The sequence below is a fragment of the Leifsonia sp. C5G2 genome, from assembly GCF_013359685.1.
GTDB lineage: Bacteria > Actinomycetota > Actinomycetes > Actinomycetales > Microbacteriaceae > Leifsonia.
Window position 1 is genome coordinate 55,308 of record NZ_JABFMV010000006.1, and the last position, 19,684, is coordinate 74,991.

The window sequence follows — 19,684 nt, forward strand, 5'->3', positions numbered from 1 at the left end:
CTCGAGGGCGTCAAGCCCTTCGACAAGTCTAGCGGTCGCCTACGCGCGGATCTGGCCGGACCCGCGGACGATCCACTTGGTACTGGTGAGCTCCGGCAGGCCCATCGGGCCGCGGGCGTGCAGCTTCTGGGTCGAGATCCCCACCTCGGCGCCGAACCCGAACTCCCCGCCGTCGGTGAAGCGCGTTGAGGCGTTGACCATCACGACCGCGGAGTCGACCTCGGCGAGGAAGCGCTCGGCGTTCGCGAGGTCGTTGGTGACGATCGACTCGGTGTGCTGCGTCGAGTACCGGCGGATGTGGTCGATCGCCTCGTCGAGGTCGTCGACCACCTTCACCGAGATGTCGAGGCTCATGTGCTCGGTGGCGTAGTCCTCCTCCGTCACCGGCACGGACTCCGGCGCGAACGGCCGAGACCGCTCGTCGGCGTGGATGGTGACCCCGGACTCGCGCAGCGCGCCCAGCACCGGTGGCAGCAGCCGCTCGGCGGCGGCGCGGTGCACGAGCAGCGTCTCGACGGCGTTGCAGACGCTCGGCCGCTGCACCTTGGCGTTGCGGACGATGTCGACCGCCCAGTCTTCGCGCGCCGACTCGTCGAGCACGATGTGCACGACCCCGGCGCCGGTCTCGATGACGGGCACGGTGGACTGCGTGACGACGGCCTGGATGAGGTCGGCGCTCCCCCGCGGGATCAGCACGTCGACGAGACCGCGGGCCGTCATCAGCTCGGCCGCGCCCTCCCGGCCGAAGTCGTCGATGGTCTGGACCGCCTCGGCCGGCAGCCCGGCGGACGCCAGCGCCTCGCGGATCACGCCGACCAGCACGCGGTTGGTCTCGATCGCCGCGCTGCCGCCGCGCAGCACCGCGGCGTTGCCGCTCTTGATCGCGAGGGCCGCGATGTCGATGGTCACGTTCGGCCGCGCCTCGTAGATGGCGCCGACGACGCCGAACGGCACGCGCACCTCGGTGATCTTGACGCCGTTCGGGAGCGCGCTGCCGCGCACCGCCTGGCCCACCGGGTCGGTCAGCGCGACGACCTCGAGCACCGCGTCGGCGAGGCCCTGCAGGCGCGCCGGGGTTAGTGTCAGCCGGTCGAGCAGGCCCGTCGACAGGCCGTTCTCGCGGCCGTTGGCGAGGTCGAGCTCGTTGGCCGGGAGGATGTCGGACGACGCGGCGAGGACGCCGTCGGCGATGGCCCGCAGCGCGCGGTTCTTCTGCTCCGTCGTGGCCGTCGCCAGGGCACGCGACGCCGTCTTGGCGGCGGCCAGCCGCTCGTGCAGCGAGAGGGCGGCCGTGGGGGCCGCACCGATGATCGAGGACATGCGTCGATTCTAGGACGCGGCCGTGCCAGGAGTGGCGGACGGGACGGAACCTGTGGAAAGCCCGGAGGCGCGCTCCGCTGTGGACGGAGCGGGCGCGAACCACGTCCCGACCCGCTCGCCCCGCAGCGCGTTCGACACGAGCGCCGTCGACGTCAGCACGACGGCGGTGCCGCGCTCCGCGGCCTGGCGGGCGGCGGACACCTTGGTGACCGCTCCCCCGGTGCCGACCCCGGACAGCCCGGTCGTGCCGATCTCGACCCCCTCCAGCTCGTCGTCCCACCCGACGTGCTCGATACGCTCCGCACCCGGCTCCTGCGGCGGCCGGGTGTACAGGGCGTCGACGTCCGACAGCAGCACGAGGAGGTCGGCCTCCACCAGCAGGGCGACGAGGGCGGCCAGCCGGTCGTTGTCGCCGAAGCGGATCTCGTGCGTCGCCACGGTGTCGTTCTCGTTGACGATGGGCAGGATGCGCAGCGAGAGCAACCGCTCCATCGCGCGCTTCGCGTTGCTCCGGTGGGTCGGGTTCTCCATGTCGCCCGCGGTGAGCAGCACCTGGCCCGCGACGATCTCATAGCGGTCGAGGCTGTCCTGGTACCGGTAGATCAGCACGTTCTGGCCGACCGCCGCGGCGGCCTGCTGGGTCGCGAGGTCGGTGGGGCGCTCGGAGAGCGAGAGATACGGGATGCCGGTCGCGATCGCACCGGACGACACCAGGATGACCTGCGTCCCGCGCCCGTGGGCCTCCGCGAGGGCGTCGACCAGCGGCCCGATCTGTCCCGCGTTCTCGCCGCTGATGGAGGACGAGCCCACCTTGACGACGATGCGCCGGGCGGACGGGATCTGGCTGCGGTCGTCGATCGTCATCCCTCGCTGCTCTCCCCGCCTGCCGTGCGCGCGGCGTTCTCGTCGTAGTCGTCGTCCTGCCAGAGGCCGGCCTCGCGCTCGCGGAGCAGCTCCTCGCGCGCGGCGGCTTTGCCGTCCATGCGGTCGAAGTAGTCCTCGCGGCGCTGCGCGCGCGTCGGACGCTGGTTGGTGTCCAGGCGCGTGTCGCTGCCGCGCGGCGACGAGATCAGCTCGGCGGTGGAGGTGAGCGTGGGCTCCCAATCGAAGACGACGCCGTTGTCCCGGCCGATGACGACCGTGGATCCGGCCACGGCTCCGGCACGGACCAGCTCGTCCTCGACGCCGAGCTTCGCCAGCCGGTCGGCCAGGAAGCCCACGGCCTCGTCGTTGGCGAAGTCGGTCTGCGCGACCCAGCGTTCCGGCTTCCCACCGAGGATCCGGTAGACCGGGCCGTCGGTGCCGCCCTCGACCTTGACCACGAACCCGGAGTCGTCGACGGCCTTCGGGCGGATGACGATGCGCGGGCGGGACTCCTCCAGCGCGGCCTGCTCCTTCCGGGCCGTCTCCACGATCTCGGCCAGGGCGAACGACAGCGGCCGCAGGCCCTCGTGGCTGACCGTCGAGATTTCGAAGACGCGGTAGCCGCGCTGCTCGAGCTCCGGGCGGACGAAGTCGGCGAGCTCGCGGGCATCCGGCACATCGATCTTGTTGAGCGCGATGAGCTGCGGACGCTCCAGCAGCGGCAGCTGTCCCTCCGGCACCGGGTAGGCGGCGAGCTCCGCGAGGATGACCTCGAGGTCGCTGAGGGGGTCGCGGCCCGGCTCCAGGGTCGCGCAGTCGAGCACGTGCAGCAGGGCGGAGCAGCGCTCGACGTGGCGGAGGAACTCCAGGCCAAGGCCCTTCCCCTCGCTCGCGCCCTCGATCAGCCCGGGGACGTCGGCGACCGTGTAGCGCACGTCGCCCGCCTGCACGACGCCGAGGTTCGGGTGCAGCGTCGTGAACGGGTAGTCGGCGATCTTCGGCTTCGCAGCCGAGAGCGCGGCGATCAGGCTGGACTTGCCCGCCGACGGGTACCCGACGAGCGCGATGTCGGCGACCGTCTTCAACTCGAGGCGGATGTCGCCCTCCCAGCCGGGGGTGCCCAGCAGGGCGAAGCCGGGCGCCTTGCGCTTCTGGTTCGCCAGGGCGGCGTTGCCGAGACCGCCGATGCCGCCGGGGGCTGCGACGAAGCGCATCCCGGGTTCGGTCAGGTCGGCCAGCTCCACGCCGTCGGCGTCCTTGACGACCGTGCCGACGGGAACCGGCAGCTCGAGGTCTTCGCCGGTGTGGCCGCTGCGGTGGTCGCCCATCCCGAAGCCGCCGTTGTCGCTCGCGCGGTGCGGGTGGCGGTGGTAGCCGAGCAGCGTCGTCACCTGCGGGTCGGCGACCAGGACGATGTCGCCGCCGTTGCCGCCGTTCCCTCCGTCAGGGCCGGCCAGCGGCTTGAACTTCTCACGGCGCACCGAGACGCACCCGTTGCCGCCGTTTCCGGCGCGCAGATGCAACGTCACGCGATCCACGAACGTCGCCATGGTGTGTCTCCTAGTTCCGAGGGGTGAAATGCGGATGGGCGGGCCGAAGCCCGCCCATCCGGAAGGTGATGCTCGCGCTGAGGCTCAGGCCTCGGCAGCGACGATGTTGACGACCTTGCGGCCGCCCTTCGAGCCGAACTCGACCGCACCCGCCGCGAGGGCGAACAGCGTGTCGTCGCCGCCACGGCCGACGTTCACGCCGGGGTGGAAGTGGGTGCCGCGCTGGCGGACCAGGATCTCACCCGCGTTGACGGTCTGGCCGCCGAAGCGCTTCACGCCGAGGCGCTGCGCGTTGGAGTCGCGGCCGTTGCGAGTGGAGCTCGCTCCCTTTTTGTGTGCCATGTCTTCTTCTCCTCGAGAACGGTCTGTCGGCTACTTGATGCCGGTGATCTTGACGCGGGTGAGCTCCTGGCGGTGGCCCTGGCGCTTCTTGTAGCCGGTCTTGTTCTTGAACTTCTGGATGACGATCTTCGGGCCGCGCAGGTCGCCCAGCACCTCGGCCGTCACGGTGACCTTGGCGAGCGACTTGGCGTCGGAGGTGATCTTGTCGCCGTCGACCAGCAGCACCGGCGCGAGCTCGACCTTGCCGTCCTTGTCGGCCTTGATGCGGTCCATCGTCACGATGGTGCCGACCTCGACCTTCTCCTGCCGGCCACCGGCGCGCACAACTGCGTAAACCACTTGTCAGTACCTTTTCATCGGGGAACAGCTCCTGGCGTAGCCTTCGGACCTGGTCCTGCTCTTCAACTGTTCTGGAAAATGAGTCCGGCCGGCTGCTACTGCTGCCGGCGGCTCTCAGAAAACCATGATGGGGGTTCGGGTCGGGCCCGACACACACCAACGGTCAACTTTACCCGACACGCCACCGACCGTCAATTCAGCGGGGGTGTCGGGACCGAACCATCCCGCCTGCGGGACCGGTTCCTACAATCATTCTATGACGGTCCTGATCGATCCCCCGGCATGGCCGGCCCACGGCATGTTGTGGTCGCACCTGGTCAGCGACGCGTCGCTCGCCGAGCTGCACGCCTTCGCCGAGGCCAACGGGGTGCAGCGCAGGGCGTTCGATCTCGACCACTACGACGTGCCCGACCGCCGCTACGACGAGCTGGTGGCCGCGGGGGCGCATCCCGTCTCCGGCCACGAGCTGGTCTCGCGCCTCATCGCGAGCGGTCTGCGCGTGCGGGCGAAGGACCGCACCCGCCGCCATTGACCGGTGCCCGCGCCGAGTGGTGACATCTCGGCTCCACTCGGCGCGGAAAACCCCGACGACTCACCACTCGATGCCGGGCGGCCGGGCCCGCCGGCCGAGGCCCCTACTCGGACTTGGGAGCGAGCTCCCCGCCCGCGATGACGGTGGTGCTGGCGCGACGGCTGCGGCTGCGGCCCTGACCCGGCTCCTTCGGAGCGGGCAGCGCGTCGAGCACGGAATCGAGCAGGTGCTCGGTCTCCTCCGCCGACGGACGCGGCGCGGGCGCGTGCACGGCAGCAGGCTCAGGGAGGTCGAGCAGCGGCAGCACGGTCTCCGCCTCCTGCTCGGCGTCGGCCGCCGGTGCGGCCGGAGCCTCGGCTGCCACCGGCTCCTCCTCGGGCGCCTCGGCGGCCGGAGCCGCCTCCTGCGCCTGCTGCCGGTCGGCCCCGCCCTTGCCCTTGCGGCGGCGCTTCTTGGTGGCCGTGACCTCCGTCACCGTCACCTCCTCGACGCTGACCTCCGTCGCCTCGGCGGACGCGTCGGCGTCGTGCGCCCTCGCCTCCTCCTCGTGGTGGATGGTGGAGGCGGCGATCTTGGCGAGCGCGTTCTTGGCGTCGTCGGTGATGGCGTGCGTGCCGGTGTGGCCGTTCCCGTTCCCGTTCCCGTTCCCGTTGCCGTTCGCGGGCCCGCTGCCGTTGCCGCCCCGGCCGCGCCGGCGCTCGTTCTGCTGCGGCTGCTGCTGCTGGCGGTGCTTCACGACGGGGTCGTGGTGCACGATGACCCCGCGCCCGGCGCACACCTCGCACGCCTCGCTGAAGGTCTCCAGCAGGCCGAGGCCGAGCTTCTTGCGGGTCATCTGCACGAGACCGAGCGAGGTGACCTCGGCCACCTGGTGCTTCGTCCGGTCGCGGCTGAGGCACTCCACCAGGCGGCGCAGCACCAGATCGCGGTTCGACTCGAGGACCATGTCGATGAAGTCGACGACGATGATGCCGCCGATGTCGCGCAGGCGGAGCTGCCGGACGATCTCCTCCGCGGCCTCGAGGTTGTTCTTGGTGACCGTCTCCTCGAGGTTGCCGCCGGAGCCGACGAACTTGCCGGTGTTGACGTCCACCACGGTCATCGCCTCGGTGCGGTCGATGACGAGCGAGCCGCCGGAGGGCAGCCACACCTTCCGCTCGAGCGCCTTCTCGATCTGCTCGGTGATCCGGTACTCGTCGAAGGCATCCCGCTCGCCCGTGTAGGCCTCGACGCGGTCGAGGAGGTCGGGGGCGACCTGGCGGAGGTAGTTCTCGATCGTCTGACGGGCGTCGTCTCCGGAGATGACCAGCTTCTGGAAGTCCTCGTTGAAGACGTCGCGGATGATCTTGATCAGGAGGTCCGGCTCGCTGTGCAGGAGCGCGGGCGCCTGCTGCGACTCGACGCGGGTGCTGATGTCGGCCCACTGCGCCTTGAGGCGGTTGACGTCGAGCGTCAGCTGCTCCTCGGTCGCGCCCTCGGCGGCGGTGCGGACGATGACGCCGGCGCTCTCCGGCAGCACCTCCTTGAGGATCTTCTTCAGGCGCGAGCGCTCGGTGTCCGGGAGCTTGCGGCTGATGCCGTTCATGGAGCCGTTCGGCACGTACACGAGGTAGCGGCCGGGCAGCGAGATCTGGCTGGTCAGCCGGGCGCCCTTGTGGCCCACCGGGTCCTTGGTCACCTGCACGAGCACGCGGTCGCCCGCCTTCAGGGCGAGCTCGATGCGGCGCGGCTGGTTGCCGGTCTCGACGGCGTCCCAGTCCACCTCGCCGGAGTAGAGGACGGCGTTGCGGCCACGTCCGATGTCGACGAAGGCGGCCTCCATGCTCGGGAGGACGTTCTGCACCCGGCCGAGGTAGACGTTGCCGATGAGCGACGCCTCCTGTGAACGGGCCACGTAGTGCTCGACGAGGACCTTGTCCTCCAGCACGCCGAGCTGGATGCGGCCGCCCTTCGAGCGCACCACCATCTGCCGGTCGACCGACTCGCGGCGGGCGAGGAACTCGGCCTCGGTGATGACCGGACGGCGGCGCCCGGCATCGCGGCCGTCGCGGCGGCGCTGCTTCTTGGCCTCGAGGCGGGTGGAGCCCTTGACCTTCTGCGGCTCCGTGATGAGCTCCGGCTCGCGTGGCGTGCGCACCCGCACGACCGTGTTGGCCGGGTCGTTGGCACCATCGCGGCCCGACTCCCCCGCGCGGCGGCGCGAGCGGCGGCGGACACCGCCGGCCGGCTCCTCGTCGTCCTCGGGGAGGGGCGGGAGCGGCAGCACATCGGGCGCCTGGAAGAGCAGCGTGGTCGGCGGCAGGCCGGGCGCGGCGGCGCCGGCGGCCGGGGGCTCCGGCTCGCCGTGCTGCTCGGGGAGCGCCGGCGGCTCGTGCGCGGCCTGGGCTGCGCCCGCGGCGGGAGCGGCGGCCTCAGGGGTCGTGCCCTGCTCACCGGCCTCTGCAGCGTCCACTTCGGCCGCGTCCACCTCGGGCGCGTCCACTCCTGCTGCGTCGCCCTGGTGCGAGCCGGCCTCCGCAGCCGGTGCCGCGGGAGTCTCGGAGACGTCGGCGGAGTCCGCCGGCGAGCCCCTCCTGACGACGCGTCGCGCGCCGAAGAGGCCCTTCCGCTTCCGTCCTCCTGCTTCCGTCTCGTTGTTGTCCGTGTTGTCGATGTTCTCGTTATCCACCATCGCTGGTGCACTCCTCGACCGGTGCGGTTCCCCGCTCACCGGGTACTCTCCGTCGGGAGGCGGCGCGTGCGGCGCCTCCCTCAATCCTGTTCGGATGCCTCCGGGCTCGTGGCGCGGCCTGCATCCGGCTCATGTTCTCGACCGGCCACGCGGGCCGGAAGTTCTTCCGGGCGCTCCGGGCGCCCTCAAGCCTTCTGTCGGTGCTCCCGGCCTGGGCCGGGACGACTGCTGCAAAGATTATCGCACGGGCCGAGGCGGTGACGGGTCTCCTCCCAGGGCGACACGCAGGGAGCGTGCCATAATCCGAGGGTGTCAGCCAGTCCCGCCGAGGCCTCGTACCGCCGCCCGACCGCACTCGCCATCTTCCTCATCGTCGCCGGAGCCATCGGGTTCTGGGCCGCGTTCATGCTCACGGTGGACAAGTTCCACCTGCTGCAGGACCCGGGCGCCCAGCTCTCCTGCAACTTCTCGGTGCTGGTGGGGTGCTCGAAGAACCTGAACTCCTGGCAGGGCTCCCTGCTGGGCTTCCCGAACCCGATCCTGGGTCTCGCGGGCTGGACGGCGACCATCGCGGTCGGCGTCGGGCTCTTCGCCACCCGGGCGCGGTTCGCCCGGTGGTACTGGATCGCCTTCAACGTCGGCGTGGTGCTGGCGCTGGCGCTGGTCATCTTCCTGATCACGACCTCGCTGACCGTGCTCAACGTGCTGTGCCCGTGGTGCATGGTCACCTGGGCCGTCACGATCCCGACCTTCTGGGCGGTGACCCTCTACAACCTCAAGGAGGGCAACATCCCCGTCCCGGAGCGGGCGAGGCGGTTCTTCCGCACCCTGTACAGCTGGGTGCCGCTCATCACGATCGTCAGCTACGCCATCGTGGCGGTGCTGGCGCAGATCCAGCTCGACTGGATCCACCGCGCCTTCGTCTGAGCCCGTTCGTCGCGAATGCCGCCCGTTCGGTCCGAACGGGCGGCATTCCTGACGAACCGCGGAGCGATCAGCCGAACCAGAGGGCGAGCTCGCGCTGGGCGGACTCGGGCGAGTCGGAGCCGTGCACGAGGTTCTGCTGCACCTTGAGGCCCCAGTCGCGGGCGAGGTCGCCGCGGATGGTGCCGGGCGCGGCGGTGGTCGGGTCGGTGGCGCCGGCGAGCGAGCGGAAGCCCTCGATGACACGGTTCCCGGCGAGCCGGATCGCCACGATCGGGCCGGACTCCATGAACTCCACCAGAGGCTCGTAAAAGGGCTTGCCCTCGTGCTCGGCGTAGTGCTGCGCGAGCAGGTCGCGGTCGGCCTGCAGCATCCGCAGGTCGACGAGCGAGTAGCCCTTCGCCTCGAGGCGGCGCAGGATCTCCCCGGTCAGGCTGCGGGCGACCCCGTCGGGCTTGATGAGGACGAGGGTCTCTTCGACGGCGCTGGTCATGGGTTCTCCGTTCCGTTGTCGGCCGCACGGGCGGCCTGATTGTTGCGGTCGATGCGTGCGGCGGCGATCATGCAGTACGCCCACATGGCGGTGAAGATCGCGCCGACGATGAAGAAGGCGGGCACGAGGAGGCCGGCGGCGACGAGCACGAGCTGCACGATCCAGCCGAGGACCACGCCGATGGTGTTCCGCAGCAGCGCGATCGCGACGACCATCAGCACGATCAGCGCCGCTCCCCCGCCGAGCGCGACGGCGGCCGGGAGCGAGTGCAGCCCGAACAGCACCAGCGCGCCGAGGAAGACGACGAGCAGCTCGAAGCCGAGCACGATCGAGCCGAGCGACTCGCGCAGCGAGCGCTGACGGCGCGGCCGTCCGGCCCGGGCCGGGGCGGCGTCGTCCGCGTCGCCGTGCGGGCCCGCGGGGGCATCCGTCACGAGGCCGCCTGCTTCCACTCCTGCTGGTCGGCATACGCCATCGCCTGGCCGACGAGCACGATGCTCCCGGCGACGACGACCGCGCGGCGCGGCTCCTCAGCAGCCCACTCCCGGGCCGCCTCCAGAGCGTCGACGGCGTCGGAGTAGACGATCGTCGCCTCGTCGCCCACCTCCTCGCGCACCAGGTCGCCGAAGTCCTCCGCCTCGCGGGCGCGCTCGGAGTCGGGCCGGGTGACGAAGAACTGCGTGGCCACCGGGGCGAGCGCACGGATGACGCCGCGCGCATCCTTGTCGTTCAGGATGCCGACGACGAAGGTGATCTCGTCGAAGCCGAAGTAGGTGCGGAGCGCGTCCGCGAGCGTCTCGGCGCCCGCGGGGTTGTGCGCCGCGTCCACCAGGATGCTCGGCTCGATGCCGATCAGCTGCAGCCGCCCCGGCGAGGTCGCGGTGGCGAACCCCTCCTCGACCAGGTCGGCCTTGAGCGGCTGTGCACCCCGGCCGAGGAACGTCTCCACCGCGGCGACCGCCACGGCCGCGTTCTGCGCCTGGTGGTCGCCGTACAGCGGCAGGAAGACGTCCTCGTAGGTCGCCGCCCGGCCGCGGATCGTGACGAGCTGGCCGCCGACGGCGACGCGCGTCGAGGCGACGTCGAAGTCGCCCGGCTGCTCCGCGAAGGTCGACTCCGTCAGCTCGGCCGCCTCGCGCAGCACGCGGTCGGCCTCGGGCGTCTGCCGCGACGACACGACGTCGGCGGACGGCTTGACGATCCCGGATTTGGTGCGCGCGATCTCCTCGACGGTGTCGCCGAGCGCTTTGGTGTGGTCGAGCGCGATCGGCGTGAACACGGCGACCTGGCCGTCCCCGACGTTCGTCGAGTCCCACTCACCCCCCATGCCGACCTCGATCACGGCGACGTCGACGGGAGCGTCGGCGAAGGCGGCATACGCGAGCGCCGTCAGCGCCTCGAAGAACGTCAGCGGGGGCTTGCCCGCCTCTTCCAGCTCCGCGTCCACGATCTCCAGGTAGGGGCTGATGTCCTCCCAATTGCGCACCAGCGCCTCGTCGCCGATCGGCTCGCCGTCGATGACGATGCGCTCGTTGAAGCGCACCAGGTGCGGGCTCGTGAGCAGCCCCGTCCGGAGACCGTAGGCGCGCAGCAGGCTCTCGGCGATGCGGCTCGTCGAGGTCTTCCCGTTCGTGCCGGTCACGTGGATGATCGGGTACGCCCGCTGCGGGTCGCCCAGCAGCTCCACGGCGCGGCGGGTGGCGTCGAGCCGCCGCTCGGGCGCTCCCTCGCCGACTCGAGCGAGGAGCGCCTGGTAGACCTCGTCCGCCCGCTCCCGGTAGTCGTCCTCGTCGGTCACGACGCCGCCTCCGTCTCCTGCTCCGGGTCCACCTTGGTCACGCCGACGGTGAACGCGCCGGCGTTCGCGAACTGCCCGGCGCCGAACTCCTGCCGGAAGCCGGAACCATCCCCCGATGATGCTCCCGCGCCGGAGAGCCGCACGGCTAGAGCCAATGTCTCGGCGGCGATGTCGACGTCGGCGGCGAGGCCGAGCGATTCCGCGTCCTCCGGGCTCTCGAACGAGAGGTGCAGGTGGATGCGATCGCTCACCTCGAGCCCTGCCGCCTTGCGGGTGTCCTGCACGGCGCGGATGACGTCGCGGGCGAGGCCCTCTGCCTCCAGCTCCGGCGTGGTCGCGGTGTCGAGCAGCACGAACCCGCCGCCGGCGAGCAGCGCGAGCGCGGACGAGTCGTCGCCGCCGGAGGCGGTCTCGAGCACGAGGTCGTACTCCCCCGCGGCCAGCTCGATGCCGCCGACCGTGACGACGCCGTCGGCCTCCGCCCAGTCGCCGGCGCGCGCCGCCTGGATGACCTGCTGCACCTGCTTGCCCAGACGCGGGCCCGCGGCGCGCGCGTTGACGGTCAGCCTGCTGGTGATGCCGTACCGGGCGGCGCTGTCGTCCTGCAGCTCCACCAGCTCGACCGCCTTCACGTTGAGCTCGTCGCGCAGGATGCCCTCGAACGGCCGCAGTGCCTCCGCGTTCTCGGCGACCACCGTGAGGGTGGCGAGCGGCAGCCGCACGCGGCGCCCGGCCTGCTTTCGCAGCGACAGCGCGGTGGAACTGATGGCGCGGATGCGGTCCATCGCGTCCACCAGGGCGTCGTCCGCCGGGAACTCCGCCGCCTCCGGCCAGTCCGTGAGGTGCACGGAGCGGCCGCCGGTGAGGTCCTTCCAGATTCGCTCGGTCACGAGCGGCAGGAGCGGGGCGGCGACGCGGGTGAGCGTCTCCAGCACCGTGTACAGCGTGTCGAAGGCCTCGGAGCCGTTGCCGGACTCGTCCACGCCCTCCCAGAACCGGTCGCGCGAGCGGCGCACGTACCAGTTCGTGAGCACGTCGGCGAAGTCGCGCAGCTTGGCGGCGGCGAGGGTGGAGTCCAGCCCGTCCAGGTCGGCCGTCACGGCCTCCACCAGGTCACGCGTCTTGGCGAGCAGGTAGCGGTCGAGCACATCGGTGGACGCGGTCGAGCGCTTCGCCTCGTACCCCGTCGCGTTGGCGTACAGCGAGAAGAAGTACCAGGTGTTCCACAGCGGGAGCAGCACCTGACGGACGCCCTCGCGGATGCCCTCCTCGGTCACCACGAGGTTGCCGCCGCGCAGCACGGGGCTCGACATCAGGAACCAGCGCATCGCGTCCGACCCGTCCCGGTCGAACACCTCGTTCACATCCGGGTAGTTGCGCAGCGACTTCGACATCTTCTGCCCGTCGCTGCCCAGCACGATGCCGTGGCTGATCACGTTCTTGAACGCGGGCCGGTCGAACAGAGCCGTCGCGAGCGTGTGCAGCAGGTAGAACCAGCCGCGGGTCTGCCCGATGTACTCGACGATGAAGTCGGCGGGGTTGTGGCTGTCGAACCAGTCCCGGTTCTCGAACGGGTAGTGCACCTGGGCGAACGGCATCGAGCCGGAGTCGAACCAGACGTCCAGCACGTCCGGGATGCGGCGCATAGTGGATCGGCCGGTCGGGTCGTCCGGGTTCGGCCGGGTCAGCTCGTCGATGAAGGGACGGTGCAGGTCCGGCTCCCCCACGGCGTTCAGCGGCAGGCGGCCGAAGTCGCGCTCCAGCTCCTCCAGCGACCCGTAGACGTCGACGCGCGGGTACGCCGGGTCGTCGCTCTTCCACACCGGGATCGGCGAGCCGAAGTAGCGGTTGCGGGAGACCGACCAGTCGCGGGCGCCGGCCAGCCACTTGCCGAACTGGCCGTCCTTGACGTTCTCCGGCACCCAGGTGATCTCCTGGTTGAGCTCGCCCATCCGGTCGCGGAAGTCGGTCACGCGCACGAACCAGCTGGACACCGCCTTGTAGATCAGCGGGTTGCGGCAGCGCCAGCAGTGCGGGTATGAGTGCTCGTAGCTCGCCTGGCGGAGGAGGCGCCCCTCCTCTTTCAGCATGCGGGTGAGCGGCTTGTTCGCGTCGAACACCTGCATGCCTGCGACGTCGGCGACGTCGGGCAGGAAGCGGCCGCCGTCGTCCACCGAGATGATGACCGGGATGCCGGCCTTCTCGGTGACGCGCTGGTCGTCCTCGCCGTAGGCCGGCGCCTGGTGCACGATGCCCGTGCCGTCCTCGACGGTGACGTAGTCGTCGACGAGGATGCGCCACGCGTTCTGCGTGCCCCACTTCTCGGTGTCGGCGTAGTAGTCCCAGAGCCGGTCGTACTCCACGCCCTCCAGCTCGGAGCCGAGGAGCGTGCCGGTGACGGCCGCGAGGGCGTCGGCCGGTGAGTCGTAGCCGAGGTCCTTGGCGTAGTTGCCGAGGAGGCTCTGCGCGATCAGGTAACGGCCGCTGAGAACCTGCTGGTCGGGGTCGCCGTAGGAGTCGGCGGCGCCGTTCGGGCCCGACGGCACGACCGCGTACTCGATGTCGGGACCGACCGCGAGCGCCAGGTTCGTGGGCAGCGTCCAGGGCGTCGTGGTCCAGGCCAGCGCCCGGACGCCGGTGAGCCCCAGCACCTCCGCCTTCTCGCCGACGAGCGGGAACGTGACGGTGACCGTCTGGTCCTGACGCATCTTGTAGACGTCGTCGTCCATCCGCAGCTCGTGGTTGGACAGCGGCGTCTGGTCGCGCCAGCAGTACGGCAGCACGCGGTAGCCCTCGTAGGCGAGGCCCTTCTCGTGCAGCTGCTTGAACGCCCAGATCACCGACTCCATATAGGTGGTGTCGAGCGTCTTGTAGTCGTTGTCGAAGTCGACCCAGCGCGCCTGGCGGGTGACGTACTCGCGCCACTCGCGGGTGTAGCGGAGCACGGAGTCCTTCGCGGCCTGGTTGAAGGCGGCGAGGCCCATCTCCTCGATCTGGCTCTTGTCGGTGATGCCGAGCTGCCGCTCCGCCTCCAGCTCTGCGGGCAGGCCGTGCGTGTCCCAGCCGAAGCGCCGCTCCACCTTCTTGCCGCGCATGGTCTGGAAGCGCGGGAAGACGTCCTTGGCGTAACCGGTCAGCAAGTGGCCGTAGTGCGGGAGGCCGTTGGCGAACGGCGGGCCGTCGTAGAAGACCCACTCCTCGGCGCCGTCGCGGTTGTCGATGGAGGCGCGGAAGGTCCCGTCCTCGTCCCAGAACCTCAGGACATCGGTCTCGATCTCGGGGAACACCGGCGACGGGGTGACCTCGGGGCGCTGGTCGCGCTCGGCATCGTCCGCGGACTTGGGGTACGGCATCTCTCTCCTGGCAGGTTCACGTGCTGCACGAGGACGCCGGACGCTCTCGCGCCCGTCGCGGTACCACCCCGCTTGCCCGCTCCGCCGCCGTCGCCGGGGAGGGCCTCTCCTTCTTCGGCTGTGACGGGCCGGCCCCGTTCGGTTCTACTGAGCGCTCTCGCGCCGTTCTTCCGAAGACTCCCCGGCGATACCCGGATCACAGTCTGTGCCTCCATCCTATCGCGTCCGGAGCCCCTCTCGTCCGTCTCCGCGCGACTGCGGCCCCGCGAAACGTCTGCGGCTGCGCGCGCACCCGCAGACGTGACGGGAGGCCGCAGTCGCGTCAGAGGAAGGGGGCGTAGCCCGCACAGACGGGGGCGACGGCGGCGCGCACGAGCGGGGTGAGCGGGCCGCGGCGGACGCCGGCGCGCGCCCAGGCCGCGGCGGCCGAGACGGCGGCGCCGACGACCGCGGTGGCGGCGGCCCGCGGCAGGAGCGCCTCCGACGGCAGGCCCGCGCGCCGCGCGATGAACGCCTCCAGCCGGCGCACCAGCGCCAGGAAACGGGGAAGCGCGGAGGCCTGCAGCTCCGCATCCGTGCCCATCAGCTCCACCTGGGTCACCGCGAGCGGGAGCCGGTCGGGCCCGAACGCGTCGGCGAGGCGGGTGAGCGCATCGAGCACGGCGTCCATCGGGGCGGCGTCGGCGGCCGCGGCCGCGAGTGTGTCGTCGAACGCGGCGAGCGCCTCGTCGACTTCCAGCCACAGCAGGTCGCTCTTGGCGCCGAAGTAGTTGAAGAAGGTGGCCCGGCTGACCCCGGCGCGGCGGGCGATGTCGTCGACGGTGGTGCCGGTGTAGGTCTGCTCCAGGAACAGTTCGGCGGCGGCCTCGGCGATCATCCCGCGGGACGAGGAGCGCGGCCGGCCGGCGCCGGCGGGGCGGGCGGAATGCGCGAGCGCCATCCTGCGTTCCCCTTCCGTGCCATTATTGGACCCGGTCCAGATTCTACCGTTCAGAAGGACACCCGTGACTACCACCACCGCTCCCGTCCGCAGCGAGACCGATCGCCCAGGGATCACCCCGGGCACCGCGCGCCGCGTCACCATCGCGTCGTTCGTCGGCACCGCGCTCGAGTCGTACGACTTCTACCTCTACGCGTACTTCGCCGCGTTCTTCGTCGGCCCGCTGTTCTTCGCGCCGCTCGGCGCGTTCGGCGGGGCCCTGGCCGGGTTCCTCGCGATCGCCGCCGGCTTCGTCATCCGCCCGATCGGCGCGATCGTGTTCGGCAACCTGGGCGACCGGATCGGGCGCCGCCCGACCCTGCTGATCACCATCCTGATCATGGGCCTGAGCACCGGGCTCGTCGGCGTGCTGCCGACCTACGCGGCGGCGGGATGGTTCGGCGCGATCGCGATCGTGCTGCTGCGCCTGCTGCAGGGCTTCTCGGTGGGCGGCGAGTGGGGCGGATCGATCCTGCTCGCGACCGAGTACGCCAACCCGAAGAAGCGCGGCTTCTACGCGGCGCTCCCCCAGCTCGGCTCGCCGGTCGGCTCCATCCTGAGCGCCGTCGTCTTCATCGTCCTCACGGTCAGCATGTCGCAGGCCGACCTCGCCGCGTGGGGCTGGCGCATCCCGTTCCTCACGGCGTTCCCGCTGCTGCTGGTCTCGCTCTACCTGCGCTGGTCGATCGACGAGACCCCGGTGTTCCGCAAGCTGCTGGAGACCGGGACGCGCGACCGCTTCCCGGTGCTCGACGTCTTCCGCAAGGCCCCGACCGGCTTCGTGATCGGGATCGGCGCGGCCATCCTCGGCATCGGCTCCTACTCGCTCATGAACACCTACATGGTCGACTACGGCACGGCCGTGCTGGGCTTCAAGTACCAGGACCTGCTGATCGCGACCACCATCGGCGGCCTGCTGCAGCTGGTCACCATCCCACTGTTCGGTGCCTGGGCCGCCAGGATCGGGTCGGCGAAGGTCGTCGCGATCGGCGCGGTCGGCACCCTGCTCGTCGCCTTCCCGATGTACTTCCTGCTGCAGCACGCGAACTTCGGGATCCTGGTCGCCTCCATGATCATCGGCGGCATCCTGCCGACCCTGTCATGGGCCGCCCTCGGCGGGCTGATGTCCGACCTGTTCCCGAGCGACGTGCGCTACAGCGGACTGTCGGTCGCGTACAGCATCGCGGCGCTGCTGACCTCGTTCGTCCCGGCGCTGACGCTGATCTTCGGCCAGGCCACCGGCAACGCGTGGTGGCACCCGGGAATCGTGCTCGCGGTCATGTCGGCGATCACCCTGGTGGCGGCCCTGTTCGCCGCCCGGAGGACGCCGATCGTCGACGAGGTCTGAGCGAGCGGTCGGGCGCGTTCGGTAGTCTTGTAGGGATCCCACACTCAGGCACCCCGAGGACACGGTGCCGCACATATCGAATCGGAGGACCCCTATGAGCACGCCGAACGTGCCAGCCGACCGAGTGCCGGCGAAGCCCGCGCTGGAAGGGCTGGAGGCCAAATGGGGTGACCGCTGGCAGAGCGACGGCACCTTCCGGTTCGATCGGGAGGCCGCGCTCGCCGCCGGCCGCGACGGTGTCTACTCGATCGACACCCCGCCGCCCACGGCGTCCGGCTCGCTGCACATCGGCCACGTCTTCAGCTACACGCACACCGACGTGATCGCGCGCTTCCAGCGGATGAGCGGGCGGAATGTGTTCTACCCCATGGGCTGGGACGACAACGGTCTGCCGACCGAGCGCCGCGTCCAGAACTACTACGGCGTGCGCTGCGACCCGTCGCTCCCCTACGACCCGGACTTCACCCCTCCGTTCGAGGGCGGCGACAACAAGAGCACGAAGGCGGCCGATCAGAAGCCGATCTCGCGCCGCAACTTCATCGAGCTGTGCGAGCGGCTGACCGAGGAGGACGAGAAGCAGTTCGAGGCGCTCTGGCGCACCCTCGGCCTCTCGGTGGACTGGTCGCAGACGTACCGCACGATCGGGCGCGACTCCATCCGCACCTCCCAGCTGGCGTTCCTGCGCAACATCGAGCGCGGCGAGGCGTACCAGGCGCTCGCGCCGACGCTGTGGGACATCACCTTCCGCACCGCGGTCGCCCAGGCCGAGCTGGAGGACCGCGAGCAGCCCTCCGCCTACCACCGCGTCGCCTTCCACGGCGAGGGCGGCCCGGTCTACATCGAGACCACGCGCCCGGAGCTGCTGCCCGCCTGCGTGGCGCTCGTGGCGCACCCCGACGACGAGCGGTACCAGCCGCTGTTCGGCACCACCGTCCGCACCCCGCTGTTCGACGTCGAAGTGCCCGTCGTGGCGCACCACCTGGCGCAGCCGGACAAGGGATCGGGCATCGCCATGATCTGCACCTTCGGCGACATCACCGACGTCACCTGGTGGCGCGAGCTCGACCTCCCGAACCGCGCGATCATCGGCTTCGACGGCCGCATCCTGCCCGAGCCGCCGGAGGCCATCGCCTCGGAGGCCGGCCGCGAGGCCTACGCCCAGCTCGCCGGCAAGACCGTGTTCTCGGCGAAGCAGACCGTGGTGGAGCTGCTGCGCGCCTCCGGCGACCTGATCGGCGAGCCGAAGCCCATCCAGCACCCGGTGAAGTTCTTCGAGAAGGGCGACCGCCCGCTCGAGATCGTCTCGACCCGCCAGTGGTACGTCAAGAACGGCGCCCGCGACGAGGAGCTGCGCGAGCGGCTCATCGAACTCGGCCGCGAGATCGACTGGCACCCCGACTTCATGCGCGTGCGCTACGAGAACTGGGTGAACGGCCTCACCGGCGACTGGCTGATCTCGCGCCAGCGCTTCTTCGGCGTGCCGATCCCGGTCTGGTACCCACTCGACGGCGACGGCAACCCCGTCTTCGACCAGCCGATCCTGCCCGCGCAGGAGCAGCTCCCGGTCGACCCGTCGTCCGACCCGGCGCCCGGCTACGACGAGGCGCAGCGCGGCCAGGCCGGCGGCTTCGTGGGCGAGCACGACGTGATGGACACGTGGATGACGTCCTCCCTCACCCCGCAGCTCGCGGGCGGGTGGATGCGGGACGATGAGCTCTTCGACGCCGTCTTCCCGTTCGACCTGCGCCCGCAGGGGCAGGACATCATCCGCACCTGGCTGTTCTCCACCCTGCTGCGCGCCAAGCTCGAGAGCGACGTCGCGCCGTGGCGGAACGCGGCCCTGTCCGGCTTCATCGTCGACCCCGACCGCAAGAAGATGTCGAAGTCGAAGGGCAACGTCGTGACCCCGGCCGACATCCTGGAGCGGCACGGCTCCGACGCCGTGCGCTACTGGGCGGCGTCCAGCCGTCTGGGCACCGACGCGGCGTTCGACCCGCAGAACCCGACCCAGATCAAGATCGGGCGCCGGCTCGCGATCAAGCTGCTCAACGCGGCCAAGTTCATCCTCGGCTTCGAGGCGCCCGCCTCCCTCGACCTCGCGCAGGTGACGAGCCCGCTCGACCGCAGCATGCTGCAGAACCTGGCGGACGTGGTGGCCGACGCCACCGCCGCGCTCGAGAACTACGACCACGCCCGGGCCCTGGAGACGGCGGAGACGTTCTTCTGGACGTTCTGCGACGACTACCTGGAGCTCGTGAAGGAGCGCGCCTACGGCGAGGCCACGGCGGAGCAGGCCTCCGCGGTGGTCGCCCTGCGCGTGGCCCTCTCGGCGTTCCTTCGCCTGTTCGCCCCGGTGCTGCCGTTCGCGGCCGAGGAGGCGTGGAGCTGGTCGGAGACCGGGTCCGTGCACCACGCCGCGTGGCCGGCCGCCGACGAGGTCGCGCAGGACTGGAGCGCCGACCGCGCCGTGCTGGCGATCGTCGGACGCGCGCTGACCGGCATCCGCGGCGCCAAGACCGCCGCGAAGGCGTCGCAGCGCACCCCCGTCGACTCGGCGGTCATCGCCGGTCCGGCGGACGAGATCGCGGCCGTCGAGTCGGCCGCGGGCGACCTCCGCTCGGTGGGCAGAATCGCGGACCTCCGCTTCGCCTCCGCCGACGAGCTCTCTGTGACCGATATTCTGCTCGCCACAGCCCCGAGCGAGGAGGAAAGATGACGGTGACCGTGCGACCGGTGCGGGACAACGAGTTCTTCACCTGGCTCGACCTGTACGCAGGCTACGGCGACTTCTACGAGAGCCCGGTGACGGACGAGAAGGCGCTGCTGGTCTGGAGCTGGATCTCCGACCCGGACAACGAGCTGGAGGCGTACTTCGCCGTCGACGAGGAGGACACGCCTGTCGGCCTGGCGCACGTGCGCGAGTTCGTCCGCCCCCTCGACGGCAGCAAGGGCCTGTACCTCGACGATCTGTTCGTCAGCCCCGACGCCCGCGGCGCCGGTGCCGGCGCCGCGCTGCTGGAGGCCGTCCGCGAGCACGCCAAGGAGCGCGGCCTCTCGGTCGTCCGCTGGATCACGGCCAAGGACAACGAGACGGCCCGCCGCCTGTACGACAGGTTCGCGGAGAAGACCAAGTGGGTCACGTACGACCTCGTCCCCTGAACCCGACCGCGA

At 70.9% G+C, this 19,684-nt stretch carries 16 protein-coding genes; 5 read left to right on the forward strand and 11 right to left on the reverse strand.

Going from position 1 to position 19,684, the window contains the following annotated elements:
- Positions 1–39: 39 nt before the first annotated feature.
- The 5 genes from HNO83_RS09705 to rplU all read right to left on the reverse strand — a co-directional run bounded on the left by HNO83_RS09705 (position 40) and on the right by rplU (position 4,415).
- Entirely contained in the window at positions 40–1,320 is a 1,281-nt protein-coding gene (locus HNO83_RS09705) for a glutamate-5-semialdehyde dehydrogenase (RefSeq protein ID WP_175337328.1), read from the reverse strand.
- Positions 1,321–1,329: 9 nt separating this feature from the next.
- Positions 1,330–2,184, reverse strand: coding sequence for a glutamate 5-kinase (gene proB / locus HNO83_RS09710; protein ID WP_175337329.1), 855 nt, complete (start codon positions 2,182–2,184; stop codon positions 1,330–1,332).
- Positions 2,181–3,734 carry a GTPase ObgE gene (gene obgE / locus HNO83_RS09715; RefSeq protein ID WP_175337330.1) on the reverse strand — a complete coding sequence of 518 codons (1,554 nt, stop codon included), beginning with the start codon at positions 3,732–3,734 and terminating at the stop codon, positions 2,181–2,183. The genes proB and obgE overlap by 4 nt, the downstream gene beginning before the upstream one ends.
- A gap of 84 nt (positions 3,735–3,818) precedes the next feature.
- Positions 3,819–4,076 carry a 50S ribosomal protein L27 gene (gene rpmA / locus HNO83_RS09720; RefSeq protein ID WP_175337331.1) on the reverse strand — a complete coding sequence of 86 codons (258 nt, stop codon included), beginning with the start codon at positions 4,074–4,076 and terminating at the stop codon, positions 3,819–3,821.
- A gap of 30 nt (positions 4,077–4,106) precedes the next feature.
- The gene (rplU, locus tag HNO83_RS09725; protein ID WP_175337332.1) at positions 4,107–4,415 is read right to left on the reverse strand and encodes a 50S ribosomal protein L21; all 309 of its coding nucleotides are present in this window, start codon (positions 4,413–4,415) and stop codon (positions 4,107–4,109) included.
- Between the two features lie 256 nt (positions 4,416–4,671).
- Here rplU and HNO83_RS09730 point away from each other — a divergent pair, with 256 nt between their 5' ends.
- The gene (locus HNO83_RS09730; protein ID WP_175337333.1) at positions 4,672–4,947 is read left to right on the forward strand and encodes a DUF4031 domain-containing protein; all 276 of its coding nucleotides are present in this window, start codon (positions 4,672–4,674) and stop codon (positions 4,945–4,947) included.
- Between the two features lie 103 nt (positions 4,948–5,050).
- Here HNO83_RS09730 and HNO83_RS09735 read toward each other — a convergent pair whose 3' ends face one another.
- The gene (locus HNO83_RS09735; protein ID WP_175337334.1) at positions 5,051–7,618 is read right to left on the reverse strand and encodes an Rne/Rng family ribonuclease; all 2,568 of its coding nucleotides are present in this window, start codon (positions 7,616–7,618) and stop codon (positions 5,051–5,053) included.
- 309 nt (positions 7,619–7,927) lie between these two features.
- Here HNO83_RS09735 and HNO83_RS09740 point away from each other — a divergent pair, with 309 nt between their 5' ends.
- Positions 7,928–8,545 (forward strand): vitamin K epoxide reductase family protein, encoded by a 618-nt coding sequence (locus tag HNO83_RS09740; protein ID WP_175337335.1) that lies wholly within the window; start codon positions 7,928–7,930, stop codon positions 8,543–8,545.
- A 67-nt stretch (positions 8,546–8,612) separates the two neighbouring features.
- Here HNO83_RS09740 and ndk read toward each other — a convergent pair whose 3' ends face one another.
- The 5 genes from ndk to HNO83_RS09765 form a co-directional block, all read right to left on the reverse strand.
- Positions 8,613–9,035, reverse strand: coding sequence for a nucleoside-diphosphate kinase (gene ndk, locus HNO83_RS09745; RefSeq protein WP_175337336.1), 423 nt, complete (start codon positions 9,033–9,035; stop codon positions 8,613–8,615).
- A complete protein-coding gene (locus HNO83_RS09750; RefSeq protein ID WP_349627119.1) occupies positions 9,032–9,469 on the reverse strand; it encodes a DUF4233 domain-containing protein in 438 nt (145 codons plus the stop codon). Before HNO83_RS09750 ends, ndk begins: the two co-directional genes overlap by 4 nt.
- Positions 9,466–10,833, reverse strand: a complete 1,368-nt coding sequence (locus tag HNO83_RS09755; RefSeq protein WP_175337338.1) for a bifunctional folylpolyglutamate synthase/dihydrofolate synthase — start codon at positions 10,831–10,833, stop codon at positions 9,466–9,468. Before HNO83_RS09755 ends, HNO83_RS09750 begins: the two co-directional genes overlap by 4 nt.
- On the reverse strand, positions 10,830–14,186 hold the full coding sequence (gene ileS, locus HNO83_RS09760) for an isoleucine--tRNA ligase (RefSeq protein WP_175337339.1): 3,357 nt from the start codon (positions 14,184–14,186) through the stop codon (positions 10,830–10,832). Before ileS ends, HNO83_RS09755 begins: the two co-directional genes overlap by 4 nt.
- Positions 14,187–14,508: 322 nt before the next feature.
- The gene (locus tag HNO83_RS09765) at positions 14,509–15,126 is read right to left on the reverse strand and encodes a TetR/AcrR family transcriptional regulator (protein WP_175337340.1); all 618 of its coding nucleotides are present in this window, start codon (positions 15,124–15,126) and stop codon (positions 14,509–14,511) included.
- 64 nt (positions 15,127–15,190) lie between these two features.
- Between HNO83_RS09765 and HNO83_RS09770 the strand changes: the two genes are divergently transcribed.
- The 3 genes from HNO83_RS09770 to HNO83_RS09780 all read left to right on the forward strand — a co-directional run bounded on the left by HNO83_RS09770 (position 15,191) and on the right by HNO83_RS09780 (position 19,672).
- Positions 15,191–16,513: an MFS transporter gene (locus tag HNO83_RS09770; protein WP_175337341.1), complete on the forward strand. Its 1,323-nt coding sequence runs from the start codon at positions 15,191–15,193 to the stop codon at positions 16,511–16,513.
- Positions 16,514–16,607: 94 nt separating this feature from the next.
- Positions 16,608–19,229 (forward strand): valine--tRNA ligase, encoded by a 2,622-nt coding sequence (gene valS, locus HNO83_RS09775; protein WP_175337342.1) that lies wholly within the window; start codon positions 16,608–16,610, stop codon positions 19,227–19,229.
- Positions 19,226–19,672 (forward strand): GNAT family N-acetyltransferase, encoded by a 447-nt coding sequence (locus HNO83_RS09780; RefSeq protein ID WP_175337343.1) that lies wholly within the window; start codon positions 19,226–19,228, stop codon positions 19,670–19,672. The genes valS and HNO83_RS09780 overlap by 4 nt, the downstream gene beginning before the upstream one ends.
- The last annotated feature ends 12 nt before the right edge of the window (positions 19,673–19,684 follow it).